We start from the raw sequence: 13,428 nt of genomic DNA on the forward strand, positions 1-13,428 counted from the left end.
TTCAGCTACTGGAGTAATAAATAGCAATGTATCTATGAGACCAGGTCCTGGAACAAGTTATAAAAGACTTGATGCTTTGAAAAAAGGTACTAAAGTTGAAATAGTGGCTAAATCATCTAATAATTGGTATAAAATTAAATACAAAGATGGATATGCTTATGTATATAGTACTTATGTAACATTAGATAAAGATAATCAAAAAGATAGTAAAAAATTTGTTAACTACACTGCAACTGGTACTACAACAGCTAATTTAAGTGTTAGAATATCACCATCTACTTCAGCTAAGAAATTAGGCACTTTGAAAAAAGGCACTCAAGTAAATATATTTGCTAAATCATCTAATTGGTATAGAATTGAATACAAAAAAGGATATTCTTATGTTTCTGCTAAGTACGTAACTATAAAAAATAACAACAATAATAAAGAAGTAGCATATACTGCAACTGGTACTACAACAACTAACTTAACTGTTAGAAAAACAGCTTCTACTTCATCTACTAAATTAGGTACTTTAAAGAAAGGTACTAAAGTAAATATAGTCGCTAAAACATCTTACTGGTATAAAATTAAATACAAAGACGGATATGCTTATGTTTCTAATAAATATATAACTATAAACTCTCCTGAAAAACCTGATGTTAAAGAAGTTCAAGGTGTTATAAACCACGATGTATATGTAAGAGAAGCTGGTTCTCCTAAAGCTAAAAAAATAGGTGTCTTAACTAAAGGAACTAAAGTAAATCTTTTAGAAAAGACTAAAAACGGATGGTATAAAATTAACTACAAAGGTAAAACTGGATATTTTTATGGTCAATATGTAGATATCACTACTTTACAAGAAACTAATTATTAAAATATTTATCATCTTATATTAAAACAAAAACATACAGATAAAAAAAGATAGCCAATTGAGTACGGCTATCTTTTTTATTACATAGATTTAATTTTTTAGCTTAAAAATGCATCTACTATAACAGCTTCTGCTTCTTGTTCATCAAGGCCAAATGTTTCAAGCTTTAATAGTTGTTCGTTGTTTATTCTACCTATAGCAGCTTCATGAACTATTTGTGCATCTGTGTGGTTTGCTTGTATTTCTGGTATAGAAGCAACTTTAGCATGATCCATTATTATAGAGTCACATTGTATATGAGCTCTACATTTTTCGTTACCTACTGCTATTGGATGGAAGGCTTGAACAGATTCGTTTTTGGCTACTGAACGAGAAACTATTTGAAGTGTAGAGCCTTTTCCATTTAAGTTTGCTACTACATTAGATTTTGCAACTTGTTTGTCGTGAGTCATTAATTTTTCTGTTATTACAAGCTTAGCATCTTTACCTAAGTTAGCTTCAGTTTCTCTGACTGTAGAAGTAACTCCTTCTATTTGAGTCATTTCCATTTCACAATATGATCCTTCTTCCATATTTACTATAGTTGTAGGATTTAATATTCTGTCTCCAGTTCCTTCGCCTTCACCGTAGTGTTTTTCAACGTATTTTACTTTAGCATTTTTGCCTATATAGAAAGTATGGATACCGTCGTGTTCTGAAGTAGAGCTTCCACAGTTGTGAATACCACAGCCTGCTACTATATCTACATCAGCACCTTCTCCTATATAAAAGTCGTTGTATACTAAATCGTTTACACCTGTTTCAGTGATTACGACAGGTATATGAACCTTTTCGCCTTTTGTATTAGGTTTTACTATTATGTCTATTCCTGGTTTGTCTTCTTTTGATTTTATTTCTACGTTTTCTGTAGAATGTCTAATAACACCTACGCCGTCTTTTCTAAGGTTGAAAGCACCAGCAGGCTCTCCTGTAATATCGGCTATTGTTTTTAATAAATTTTCTAACATACTATCTTTCATTTGTTAAAGCAACCTCCTTTATAGGACAGGCACAGCTAGCACCATTTTGAATTAGTGGCATTATGTCCATTTTAGTTCCCTTATTTTGAACTTTACCGTTTGCAATTATCATAAGTTCATCAGCTAAGTCTATTATTCTCTCTTGGTGTGATATAATAACTACTGTTTGGTCTTTGTTTTCTTTGAATTTTTGGAAGCTGTCAACAAGCATTGAAAAACTCCATAAATCTATTCCTGCTTCTGGTTCATCGTATATAGCAAGTTTTGGATTTCTAGCCATTAATGATGCTATTTCGATTCTCTTTAATTCTCCACCAGATAAAGATGCATCGACATCTCTTTTTAAGTATTCTTTAGAGCAAAGTCCTACATTTGTAAGGTATTTGCAGCATACATCGTCTGATAAATTTTCTCCAGACGCTAAGTTAAGAAGTTTTTGAACAGTAACGCCCTTGAATTTTGGTGGTTGTTGGAATGCATATCCTATACCAAGTCTTGCACGTTCTGTTATACTTAGATTAGTTACGTCAACTCCATCAAATATTATTTGACCTGATGTTGGTTTTTCTATTCCCATTATTATTTTAGCTAGTGTAGACTTACCACCACCATTAGGTCCTGTAATAATTAATATTTTCCCTTGTTCAACCTTAAAGCTAACGTCATCTAAAATAGTAATTTCACCCTTACCATCTAAATTATCAACTTTAAATGTAATATTTTTTAATTCAAGCATAATAAATCCCTTTCTATTCTTATATTTATGTCTTTATATTTTTTGTCTACATATCTAATATTATACAAAAATTAATAATTTTTCCATATATATTGACGATATTTTACAATTTTTTTGTCAAATGCCAAAAATATATGCAATTTTAATTCACTACATATGTAATTTATGATGTATAGTAAAATTTTATTTTCCAGCTATAGATAGACCTTCAGCTATAACTGTAGGACTTCCTATACTGCTTAGAGGGAAGTTTAAGTCATTTCCAACTTCTTTGATTTGCTTTAATAAATCGAAGAAGTTCCCTGCTACAGTTATCTGATCTACTGGATAATCTCTTTTACCGTTTTTTATATAAAATCCCTTTGCAGCAAGTGAGAAATCTCCAGTTATGGCATTTGCTCCCGAATGAAGTCCAGCAAATTCAGTTATAAGAATACCTTCGTCTAAAGTTTTTAAAATCTCATCAAATGATAAATCTCCCTTTTCTATATAGAAATTGCTAGGTGAAACAGATACAGTAGATGCATAAGAGCTTTTAAATCCATTTCCAGTGCTTTTAACATTTGCTTTTTTAGCAGTTTTTAAATTGTGAAGCAAAGTAGTCAGCTTTCCTTTAGATACGATTTCTTTTCTAAATGTAGCAACTCCCTCGTCATCGAAAGGAGCTGATGCAAGTCCGTTATCTAAAAGTGGATTGTCTACAATAGTTACTTTTTCAGAGGCTATCGTAGTATTTTCTTTGTCCTTTAGTAGAGATAGACCTTTTTGAGTCGCATCTGCACTGAATACTCCACAAAAAGCCTCTAATAAAGATACCATAGCTTCATTGTAGATAGCTGTTTTGTAGTTATCTGTTTTTACGCTTTTTGAATTTATTTTAGATAGAGCTTCATCCACACCCATTTTTGCTATTTCCTTAGGGTTTAATTCGTTTATATCAGTCGCTATTTTGTATCCTGTTCCATCTTGCTTTTGGTCGTCTATTTCAATTATAGGTACTATATAAGCGTAAAGTATATTTTGTTTATTTTTTAAATTTAATCCCTTAGTATTCGATATTTCGACTTCTCCTTTGGAGTATATTACTTTGCAGCCTTCAGTATTTACTACGTTTTCGTTGTAGCTTTTACATTCTTTTTCGATATCAAGGCCTAATTTTATTAAATCATTTGGATTTAAATTATCTATTGCTTCATTGTAGCATATTACATCTTCGTATTTTGAATCACCCTCGTATATAAACTGCATATCTTCGTTTTCTATCAATAAAGCCGCATTTTTGGCAGTTTTTACAAGCATATCTATCGAATCTTGATCTAATACTCTAGTATGAGAATACCCTATTTTGCCGTTTATTATACCTCTAAATGATAATCCGAAGCTTTTATTTAAGTTGTAGCCTTCGACCTCTTGCTTGTAAATCGATATATTTAAAGATTCTGAATTTGTAACGTATATTTCGCTTTGTTCAAACCCAGCATCAGAAGCTTTTTTGAATAGTATTTTTTTAAATTCGTTTAAGTTCATAGTCATTACTCCCTTCCACCGACAGTTATGCTTTTAACTCTAATCATAGGTTGTCCTACATTTACAGGGATACTGCCTGATTTGGAACCGCACATACCTTCAGCCTGAGCTACATTATCAGATACCATATCTATATCCATCAAAACCTCACTGCCTTTACCGATTAGTGAAGCGCCTCTGACTGGTTCTGTTATCTCTCCGTTTTTAACTAGGTATCCTTCGCTTACTGCAAAGTTAAATTCTCCTGTAACAGGATTTACAGAACCGCCGCCCATTTTCTTAGCGTATAATCCATAGTCTATAGATTTGATTATATCTTCCATTTTATCTGTGCCAGGAGCTATATATGTATTAGTCATTCTTGAAGTAGGCTCGAACTTATAACTTTGACGTCTAGAGCTTCCTGTAACTTCACAATTCATTCTTCTAGCATTTAGTTTGTCCACCATATATGATTTTAATATACCATTTTCTATCAACACATTTTTTTGAGTAGGAGTTCCCTCATCGTCTATATTTGATGAACCCCAGTGGTTTTTCATAGTACCATCGTCTATAGCAGTTATTTTTGTAGAAGCTATTTGCTTACCTAATTTACCTGCAAATACAGAGTTACCTTTAGCAACTGATGTAGCCTCTAGTGAATGTCCACAAGCCTCGTGGAATATTACTCCACCAAATCCATTGTCTATAGCTACAGGCATTTTTCCAGCTGGACAGTTTTTTGCATTTAACATTATATGAGCAGTTTTTGCCGCTTCTCTTGCGTAATATTCAGGATCTACTTCTTCTTTAAACATTTCAAATCCCATAAGTCTTCCAGGATTTTGAGTGCCAGTTTGGTTTTCTGTTTCATTAGAAGCTATGGCATTTATCATAAGTCTAGTTCTAATTCTAGTATCTTCAGTGTACAATCCTTCTGTATTTGCTATTAATATGTTTTGTTCTTTATCTAGATATCCTACACTTACCTTAGATATATCTGAGTGAAAATCCTTTGCGCTTTTATAAGCTCTTTTCATAATTTTGATTTTATCTTGGCAGTCTACGCTATTAGGATGTATTTTTATAGGGTGTAAATTTTTAAACTTTCTTTCATTATTAAGTATTATCGATTTATCTCCTTGAATTTTTCCTAGAGCAAGTGCTGCTTTATAAGCCGTATCTAAAAGAGAAGATAAACTATTGTCGTTTGTATAAGCATATACGCTTTTTAATCCTTTAAAAATTCTTATACCTATACCGTAGTCTCTACCCCCTAATATATTTTCTACTTTATCATCTAATACAGAAATATTGTTAGTTATACTGTCTTCTTCAAATATTTCTGCAAAATCAGCGCCTGTAATTAAACATTTTTCTAGAACCTGTGTAGCTATTTCTTTTGAAATCATATTCAACCTCCTAATTTAATGTTTTCATTTTATTTTTTTCATTGTATTTTGCTAGTAAAGTTTCAATTGAAACTTTAGATAAAGTAACCTTCATAAATTGAATAATTTGTTCAAAATCTGTAGTTAGTAATTTTGGTAAATCAGCTACAATAGGATTTGTAATTTGTAAGTTATCATCACTAAATATATCTTTTATAGTTATTTCGTCTGTAGTTTTGTATATATCCCATAGAGTTATATCCTTTTGATTCTTTTTTAATTTTATGCCTGAAGTAGGTGAAGGCTTTATAAGAAAATTATTCTTATATAAAAGGTTTAGTATATTTTTTATAACTATTGGATTACATTTCATCTCTTTTGATATGTATTCACATGTCAAATTTTTTTTATCGCTGTTAGCTGCAATAAATAAAATAGTATGTACGGCTAATTGGAAACGTCTACTAACTTTCATTTTTATCACCTCATGGTAATTTTAGCATAATTAATCTCGTTATTCAAATTACAAAAACTTATTGGGTTTTTATTAATTATTATATTATTTTAGAATTATTATTTTATTGATTTTAAAAAAATTTAGTATTATTATAGAATAATAGTTTAATAATAGGAGGGGTTAGTATGCGTCAATGTATGGATATACCAAATATTCAGCTTAGAATAAAAAAAATCCAAGGTCAGCTAAATGCGATATCTAAAATGGTAGAAGAGGATATTCCTTGTGAAGATATTTTAATTCAAATAAATGCAGCTAAAAATGCTCTACATAAAGTGGGAAAGGTAGTTCTAGAGGGTCATCTACACCACTGCGTAAAAGATGGAATAGAACATGGAGATGCAGAAAAAACAATAGAAGATTTTTCAAAGGCAATCGATTATTTTACTCGTATGGGATAATTATATATTAAAAAAACTATAAATTTCAGATTTTATTATTGAGCTGAAATTTATAGTTTTTATTTTTTCTATTCCTTTTTGTTATATTTATATTACAAATCCTCCATTTGAGCTTATTACTTGTCCAGTTATAAAATCTCCACCTTCACCAGCTAAAAATAGAGCACATCTAGCTATATCTTCAGGCTGTCCTATTTTCATTAGAGGGGTTTCCTCCTTTAGCATGTTTAGAGTTTCTTCGCCTAAGCCTTTCACCATATCTGTATTTATTACACCTGGTGCGATGGCGTTTACATTTATATTAGAAGGGCCTAATTCCTTCGCTAAAGCCTTTGTAAGACCGATTATAGCGGCCTTAGATGCAGAGTAATCTACCTCAAGAGAACCTCCGACAAGCCCCCACATAGAGGATATATTTATTATTTTACCGCTACAATTTGGAATCATATATTGTAAAGCTTTTTTTGTAACATAAAATACTGAATTTAAATTTACAGACATAGTCTCATTCCATTGCTCGTAAGTCATATCTGTAAATAGACATGGTTTACTTATACCTGCGTTGTTTACTAGTACATCTATATTTTCAAATTGACCTATAGTGTAGTTTACAAGCGCATTTGCTTCTTCTATCTTAGAAACATCTGCTTTAAATATTCTCACATCTAAGCCTTCATTTGTCAATTCGTTGTAAAGCTCTCTTGCTTTTTCTTCAGATTTATTGTAATTTATTACAACATTATAATTATTTCTGGCAAATAAGGTCGCAATTGCCCTTCCTATTCCCCTAGATGATCCTGTTATTAAAGCCGTTTTTTTATTGTTCATATTTATACCTCGTTATATTTTTTACTTCTTTGTTCTACTTTTTTCCTATTAAATCTGCACTCGTTTTTACAATTAGCGCAGTTTAGATTCATATTTGAAATTCCAAAAAATCTTTCTGGATGCTTTCTATACTGATATTCCCATTGTATTAAGCTAAATAATCCGAGAGCTACTAAAGAGTATGTCCAAAAATTAGGCATCAATATAAAGGGAGTAAGATACATTATATGATCCCAATTGTAAATTCTACATACATTGCAGCATCTATTTTTCATAAATAAAGCTTGAAATGGACACCATATATTCACACATATCATATCACACCAAAAATAAAATAAAAATAGCATTATCAAATATGAAGTATCTAATTTCAATTTTAAAAATATATACAATATTATTATATTTGCCCCTATCCAAAGTAGAGCTACATTAAGCGCGCTTTTATTAGCTTCTACTACTTCAGTTTGCAATCTATTTTGATTATAATTATTTCTTTCCTTATAATGCTTTAAAAATAATTTTCCATTATATGTATTTTTACTTTTAGATGGAATAACTACTTTTAAAATATCATTTACTAAATAAATCCAGCATATATGGTAGACTTTTATATTAAATATCAATTCGTAATTTAATATTTTATTTATATTATTTGGATTATCGATAAATATTATTATAGCTGAAAAAAATAAAATAGTTCTAAAAATAAAATTAATTCTAGACCTTCTATCCAAAATACTTCACCCCCATGGTATTATATTATTAATTTATGTATTTTAAATCAACTTTAATAATATAATATTAAAATAAAAAAATAAAGGGTTCAATCTTCCCCCTTATTTTTTTACAAAAATTTTACTATACACCTTGGTGGTATTTTCCTAAAAACTCTCTAGTACGTTCATTTTTAGAGTTAAATAATTCCTCTGGAGTACAATTTTCTACAATTACTCCTTTATCCATAAATATCATTCTATCTGATATATCTCTAGCAAATGACATCTCATGAGTTACTATTACCATAGTCATATTCATTTCAGCAAGTGAACGGATAACCTTCAAAAAAATGTTTATTTTTAGGAAAATGATAACATATATGCCAAAATAAGTCAACTATAGTAGGTATTTTTCGAACTTTATATATAAGTAATATTTATATAGTTCGTTTTTACAAAATATATAAAAGATAAAATAGTAATTCAATTTATTAAATAAAGTAATTATATGCGTATTTTAGAAATCTACTTTTAAAGTATATATAAGAAATTTTTCTTTTGGATCATTTTTGTATAAGTCATCAAAGATAATTTCTCTTTCTAATATAAATGAAGTTCTATATTCTAAAAATTGAATATAGTCGTCACTTGGATAGTAAAGTATTAAATCTATATTTCTAGGATTTTTTTCAAAAGAATCTAGTATATTTTCAACGACCTTCATAAAAATCTGCACAGAAAAAGGATTAAAAAAATAAAATTTATTGTCCCTTGGATCTATATCATAATTTTGTGCTAGGTTACAGTGAAAATTTATTTTATCCTCCATTTTCTTATTTTTTTGAATATATCTAGATTTATTTAATAACGCTTCATTATAGTATATTTCATTAAACTCTATTCCGCTTGCAATACATTTAAAATAATAATTTATATAAAATATAAGTCTTCCCTTCCCACATCCAAAGTCTACAACATGATCTTTTTTATTTAAATCGTAATTTTCAAATAGAAAATCTAATGCTTCATATAGAGTAGGTTCATATGGATGATTATGTGCTGATGTTTTGTTCCAATTTTCATTTCCTTTTGTATTTATATTTAATAATTTTTCGTAGTAATTTTCTTTCATTAGTTCTCTTCTTTCTGTATTATTTTAATAGTTATATGTTAACATATTTTTTGATTTTGAAAAAATTTATATTGTTATTTTTGCTTTTATTTTTTAATATAATTTCCTACTCGGATTTAATAATTGTTTATGGAAATATTTATATACAAAAGGTTTCCTAAAAAAATAAGCTACTTCTTGTATATAAATATTCATTTAATATTTTTTAAACTCTATATCTTTGCTAATATTTTCATTTATCCAAATTTCAAATTCATCGATAAAAGCCTTCATAGCAGGTGTAAACCATTTATTTCTGTGATAAATAAGCTGAGTAACTATTTTAAATTCACAATCAATTATATTTAAACTTATCAATTTTTTGCTATCTATTTCTTCTCTTACAGACATAAGTGGCAGCAATGTTATCCCTAAATTTCCCATTGTTAACTTCTTTATCGCTTCTAATCCACCTACTTCAAGAGATATATGGGGCTCTATTCCTTCCTCTTTAAATCTCCTTTTAAATGCTGCCCTATAACTACATCCCTGTTCCGTTAAAATCAAAGGTTGGTTTTCTAGATCCTTGATTTTTAATTTCTTTTTATCAGTTATAGGATTTTTAGGTGAAGCTAAAATGACCATTTCTTCATCGTAGTGCATTATACATTCTAAGTCAAAATCATTTACTTTTTCACCTATCATCAATACAAAATCTGCTCTATTGTTTTTTATCATATCTAGCAAATCTCTATATGTAGCGACTTTTATTATTATATCTACATTTTGATATTTTTCATGATATTTTTTAAGGGGCTCGTGAAACATCATCGTACATAGGGATTCTGCTACTCCGATAGTTAAAACTCCATCTGGTTCTACCTTTTCACTTACAGCCTCTATAGTTTTATTTGATAGTTCTAATATTTGAGTAGCATATTCCAAAAATATTTTTCCTTTAGAAGTCAATTCTATATTTCTGCCTATTCGTTCAAATAACTGAACACCTAATTCTCTTTCTAATATCTTTATTTGCGTTGTCACAGTTGATTGAGCATAGCCCAATTCTTTAGCTGCCTTAGTAAAGCTTTTTAATTTATATATCATACAAAATGTCTCTAAATTTCTCAATTCCATCTATCCAAACTCCATCCTACATAAAATTTATCATTTTTAAACTTATTATAATTCATTATTGAATTTATTCAAAGTTCTTTAAAATAACTCAATCATTTATCATCAATTTTTTTGAATTTATATATCATATAATTCAATTTTATTAATTTCATAAATTGTAGTATTATTATATTAACAGGAAAGAATTTACAATAAAAAGTGCACTACCATTTCCTACACATAATTTGCATGCAATAATTATCTATTTATAAACTTATTTAGGGGTGATTATATGAGTAATAAAGTTAGAGTTGCAGCAGTACAAGCTGCACCAATAATTATGGATGAAAAAGCTACAGTAGAAAAAGCTGTTAAGCTTATAAAAGAAGCTGCTGATGCCGGTGCAAAATTAGTAGTATTCCCTGAAGCATTTATTTCTTGCTATCCTAGAGGTCTTTCTTTTGGATTTATAGTAGGTAGTAGAACAGATGCTGGTCGTGAAGATTTTAAACGCTACTACGATAGCTCTGTATTAGTTCCAAGTGAAACTACAGAAATTCTAGCAAATGCTGCCCTTGAAAATGGAGTCTATCTATCAATGGGATGTACTGAAAAGGATGGAATTGGCACTTTATATTGCACAAATTTATTCTTTGGTCCTGATGGAAAATATTTAGGTAAACATAGAAAGTTAAAACCAACTGGCAGTGAACGTTCTCTATGGGGAGAAGGAGATGGAAGTACTTTAACTGTTGTCGATACTCCTTTTGGAAAAATGGGTTCTTTAATATGCTGGGAAAACTACATGCCACTTGCTAGAGTCGCGATGTATAAAAAAGGAGTTTCTATATATCTAGCTCCTACTGCTGACTCGAGAGAAGAATGGCAAGCTACTATGAGACATATTGCTCTAGAAGGTAGATGCTTTGTTATAGGCTGCAATCAATACGTTGAAAAGAGCATGTATCCTCAAGATTTAAACTATATTCACGATTTAGACAATCAACCTGAAATCATGTGTCCTGGTGGAACTTGTATAGTAGATCCTTTTGGAAAATACGTGGCAGGACCTGTATTTAATAAGGAAGAAATGTTAATTGCTGATTTAGATATGGATAAAGTAATCCAAAGTAAAATAGATTTAGACGTTGTAGGTCATTACTCTAGAAACGATGTTTTTGAATTGAAAATAAATGAATAGAAAATAATAGAATTTTAATTTCTAATGCAAAAGACGAGCTTATCACTAAAGCTCGTCTCTTTTAAAACCTCTAGCCACTTCGCCTAAATCTGGTTTAGCTACAAACATTGTAGTTACGAAAACTACAACCATTACAACAACTAAAGCAGTAAGTAGTCTTTCTAATATTTTAAATGAACCCTTATATACTATAAATAAAACTATACATCCTATAATAGGCCCTATAATTTGACTATCTATACCTGTTATTGTAGATATACCCATCGCACTTCCTGATAAGTCTCCTGATATATAAGCTGCGCATCCTAAAGTTATAGATATTCCTACTAGGGCTATACTAGCAGTATAGCAGTTCCAATACTTCTAAAAAACTATGTACTGTACGGCACAGTTAGTATCACAGCTTCTACTACTATTATCGAGTTTATTTACGAAAATTCTCTAAATGAAGTTTTAGATGATTTAAATTCAAGTGCTAAATTAGTATCAGATAAAATAAATTCTATTATGTAAAAATAATTTATAATATTCATTGCAAAATATAAGAGGCTAATCGTAAAATAATTTACGGTTAGCCCCTTTTATATAAACTGTTTGGGAAATTAGCTAATTTTACCAGTTTACTTCAAGACCTACATATGCATCTTTTATGTCTAGCGTTTTAAACATCTCTGCTCTTACATGAAATTTAGTGCAGTGACATGGGTATAATTCCCTTATGTCGTTTTCTTTGAAATATTCTATAGTTTTAGCGGTCTGCTCGTTTATCTCTTGAAGGTGAGTACCTCCTATTATGCCAAGTACTCTATCGTCATTTGCTATTTTCTTGGCGTATTCGATTATGTTACAGATGCCGCTGTGAGAGCATCCTGTGATTATATAAATTCCATCCTTTGTTTTGTATAAAAGAGCAGAGTCGTCTAGTATATAATCATCCTTAAATTCGCCATCTATTTCTATTTGACCCATAAGCTTTCTATTTTCAAATTCAACTGTGTCTGGGATTTGTCCTAGATAAGTTATATTTTTACTTATCTTTAGAGGCTCTTTAGAAAAAGTTACATTTGCAAGCTTTTCTATTTCTTCTTTACTATATGGTGCTCCCATGTTTTTATTTTCTCTTTTCTTTTTATTAAATGAAAGAGGATGGCAAATCATATTTATTTTTTTATCCTTGCTATCTATAAAATACTTTATGCCTGTCGTATGATCATAGTGACCGTGTGATAGAACTACTGTATCTACATCCTTTAAATCTATATCTAGGTTTTCGGCGTTTTTCATAAACAAATCAGATACACCTACATCTAGTAAAAATTTTTTATCCTCATCTTCTATGTAATAAGATGCTCCTCCTTCTCCCTTTAGATTTCTTCCATTTATTGCATAGTTGTCAACTAATATTACTAATCTCATTTGTATTTTTCCTTCCTATTATTTCTTTTCATCTACAGACAACATCTCTTCTATTAGAAAATCGTTTATGTAGTGAACTAGAGGTAAAAACACTCTATTTAGATAAAACTGAATTCTCTCATTTACCTTGCATCTTCCTAGATGAAAATCAAACGCCTCGCCGTTTAAGCTCTTATTTCTATCAGTCATAACTAAAAGGTAGTCGTACATAGCCTTTATATGATCATTTTGATTTGTAGGTGTTATTACACTTTTAAACCCACAATCCTCTTCTATAAAAGATTTAGACCAGTCTATAGTCGAGTATTTTACCTTTGAATCTATGTAATCCTTTATTATCTTTGTATCATCTATAAATTTTCTAAATTTTATCAAATACGCGTTGTTGTCATCGCTTATTGAATTTAGCATATCGCTGCTTATTCTCCTAAATTCAAAGCTAATCTTTCTAAGTTCTCTTAAATCCATTATAAATTCACCCCACAATAAGCACAATAAAGTACAGTTTTGCCATCTGATAAAAGCTTTTCAGACGAATTACATATACTGCATTTATACGAAATCTCTTTTAAATCCTTGTCCTTTAACCTATCTATATTTACATTTTCTAGCTT

The 13,428-nt window shown here is 29.8% G+C and carries 16 protein-coding genes; 3 read left to right on the top strand and 13 right to left on the bottom strand.

The genetic code is table 11. The features are described from left to right. Positions 1–856: SH3 domain-containing protein (locus tag MR593_RS00935; protein WP_290685962.1), on the top strand; the 856-nt coding region annotated here is incomplete at its 5' end. A 95-nt stretch (positions 857–951) separates the two neighbouring features. On the opposite strand, the gene MR593_RS00940 is transcribed toward MR593_RS00935, so the two are convergent. From MR593_RS00940 to MR593_RS00960, 5 genes are all read right to left on the bottom strand, one after another. Next, complete coding sequence (locus MR593_RS00940; protein WP_290685965.1) at positions 952–1,872, bottom strand: SufB/SufD family protein; 921 nt, start codon at positions 1,870–1,872, stop codon at positions 952–954. Then, the gene (locus MR593_RS00945; protein WP_290685968.1) at positions 1,862–2,608 is read right to left on the bottom strand and encodes an ABC transporter ATP-binding protein; all 747 of its coding nucleotides are present in this window, start codon (positions 2,606–2,608) and stop codon (positions 1,862–1,864) included. The genes MR593_RS00940 and MR593_RS00945 overlap by 11 nt, the downstream gene beginning before the upstream one ends. Positions 2,609–2,791: 183 nt before the next feature. Beyond that, a complete protein-coding gene (locus MR593_RS00950; RefSeq protein ID WP_290685970.1) occupies positions 2,792–4,135 on the bottom strand; it encodes a TldD/PmbA family protein in 1,344 nt (447 codons plus the stop codon). Between the two features lie 5 nt (positions 4,136–4,140). Next, positions 4,141–5,529 carry a TldD/PmbA family protein gene (locus tag MR593_RS00955; protein WP_290685972.1) on the bottom strand — a complete coding sequence of 463 codons (1,389 nt, stop codon included), beginning with the start codon at positions 5,527–5,529 and terminating at the stop codon, positions 4,141–4,143. 10 nt (positions 5,530–5,539) lie between these two features. Next, the gene (locus tag MR593_RS00960) at positions 5,540–5,983 is read right to left on the bottom strand and encodes an Rrf2 family transcriptional regulator (protein ID WP_290685974.1); all 444 of its coding nucleotides are present in this window, start codon (positions 5,981–5,983) and stop codon (positions 5,540–5,542) included. Between the two features lie 167 nt (positions 5,984–6,150). On the opposite strand from MR593_RS00960, the gene MR593_RS00965 reads away from it, so the two are divergent. Next, a complete protein-coding gene (locus tag MR593_RS00965; RefSeq protein ID WP_290685976.1) occupies positions 6,151–6,426 on the top strand; it encodes a metal-sensing transcriptional repressor in 276 nt (91 codons plus the stop codon). Between the two features lie 87 nt (positions 6,427–6,513). Here MR593_RS00965 and ymfI read toward each other — a convergent pair whose 3' ends face one another. The 5 genes from ymfI to MR593_RS00990 form a co-directional block, all read right to left on the bottom strand. Then, complete coding sequence (gene ymfI, locus MR593_RS00970; protein WP_290685978.1) at positions 6,514–7,254, bottom strand: elongation factor P 5-aminopentanone reductase; 741 nt, start codon at positions 7,252–7,254, stop codon at positions 6,514–6,516. A 2-nt stretch (positions 7,255–7,256) separates the two neighbouring features. After that, on the bottom strand, positions 7,257–7,988 hold the full coding sequence (locus tag MR593_RS00975; RefSeq protein ID WP_290685980.1) for a hypothetical protein: 732 nt from the start codon (positions 7,986–7,988) through the stop codon (positions 7,257–7,259). Between the two features lie 124 nt (positions 7,989–8,112). Then, complete coding sequence (locus MR593_RS00980; protein WP_331474701.1) at positions 8,113–8,316, bottom strand: hypothetical protein; 204 nt, start codon at positions 8,314–8,316, stop codon at positions 8,113–8,115. 171 nt (positions 8,317–8,487) lie between these two features. After that, on the bottom strand, positions 8,488–9,102 hold the full coding sequence (locus tag MR593_RS00985; RefSeq protein ID WP_290685983.1) for a methyltransferase: 615 nt from the start codon (positions 9,100–9,102) through the stop codon (positions 8,488–8,490). Positions 9,103–9,297: 195 nt separating this feature from the next. Next, a complete protein-coding gene (locus tag MR593_RS00990) occupies positions 9,298–10,218 on the bottom strand; it encodes a LysR family transcriptional regulator (RefSeq protein ID WP_290685986.1) in 921 nt (306 codons plus the stop codon). Positions 10,219–10,489: 271 nt separating this feature from the next. Between MR593_RS00990 and MR593_RS00995 the strand changes: the two genes are divergently transcribed. Further along, the gene (locus MR593_RS00995) at positions 10,490–11,398 is read left to right on the top strand and encodes a carbon-nitrogen hydrolase family protein (RefSeq protein WP_290685989.1); all 909 of its coding nucleotides are present in this window, start codon (positions 10,490–10,492) and stop codon (positions 11,396–11,398) included. A 45-nt stretch (positions 11,399–11,443) separates the two neighbouring features. Here the strand turns inward: MR593_RS00995 and MR593_RS01000 are convergent, their stop codons facing one another. The 3 genes from MR593_RS01000 to MR593_RS01010 all read right to left on the bottom strand — a co-directional run bounded on the left by MR593_RS01000 (position 11,444) and on the right by MR593_RS01010 (position 13,282). After that, complete coding sequence (locus MR593_RS01000; RefSeq protein ID WP_331474702.1) at positions 11,444–11,734, bottom strand: divalent metal cation transporter; 291 nt, start codon at positions 11,732–11,734, stop codon at positions 11,444–11,446. Positions 11,735–12,010: 276 nt separating this feature from the next. After that, positions 12,011–12,814, bottom strand: a complete 804-nt coding sequence (locus tag MR593_RS01005) for an MBL fold metallo-hydrolase (RefSeq protein WP_290685992.1) — start codon at positions 12,812–12,814, stop codon at positions 12,011–12,013. Between the two features lie 18 nt (positions 12,815–12,832). After that, on the bottom strand, positions 12,833–13,282 hold the full coding sequence (locus MR593_RS01010; protein ID WP_290685995.1) for a hypothetical protein: 450 nt from the start codon (positions 13,280–13,282) through the stop codon (positions 12,833–12,835). Positions 13,283–13,428: the final 146 nt, after the last annotated feature.

The organism is Intestinibacter sp., assembly GCF_022780145.1.
In the GTDB taxonomy this organism is placed as follows: domain Bacteria; phylum Bacillota; class Clostridia; order Peptostreptococcales; family Peptostreptococcaceae; genus Intestinibacter.

Coding starts and splice junctions, on each gene's coding strand:
- MR593_RS00990 (WP_290685986.1), bottom strand. CDS start 10,218: ATGGAATTGAGAAATTTAGAGACATTTTGTATGATATATAAATTAAAA.
- MR593_RS00995 (WP_290685989.1), top strand. CDS start 10,490: ATGAGTAATAAAGTTAGAGTTGCAGCAGTACAAGCTGCACCAATAATT.
- MR593_RS00945 (WP_290685968.1), bottom strand. CDS start 2,608: ATGCTTGAATTAAAAAATATTACATTTAAAGTTGATAATTTAGATGGT.
- MR593_RS00955 (WP_290685972.1), bottom strand. CDS start 5,529: ATGATTTCAAAAGAAATAGCTACACAGGTTCTAGAAAAATGTTTAATT.
- MR593_RS00960 (WP_290685974.1), bottom strand. CDS start 5,983: ATGAAAGTTAGTAGACGTTTCCAATTAGCCGTACATACTATTTTATTT.
- MR593_RS01005 (WP_290685992.1), bottom strand. CDS start 12,814: ATGAGATTAGTAATATTAGTTGACAACTATGCAATAAATGGAAGAAAT.
- MR593_RS00950 (WP_290685970.1), bottom strand. CDS start 4,135: ATGAACTTAAACGAATTTAAAAAAATACTATTCAAAAAAGCTTCTGAT.
- MR593_RS01010 (WP_290685995.1), bottom strand. CDS start 13,282: ATGGATTTAAGAGAACTTAGAAAGATTAGCTTTGAATTTAGGAGAATA.
- MR593_RS00965 (WP_290685976.1), top strand. CDS start 6,151: ATGCGTCAATGTATGGATATACCAAATATTCAGCTTAGAATAAAAAAA.
- MR593_RS00985 (WP_290685983.1), bottom strand. CDS start 9,102: ATGAAAGAAAATTACTACGAAAAATTATTAAATATAAATACAAAAGGA.
- MR593_RS00940 (WP_290685965.1), bottom strand. CDS start 1,872: ATGAAAGATAGTATGTTAGAAAATTTATTAAAAACAATAGCCGATATT.
- ymfI (WP_290685978.1), bottom strand. CDS start 7,254: ATGAACAATAAAAAAACGGCTTTAATAACAGGATCATCTAGGGGAATA.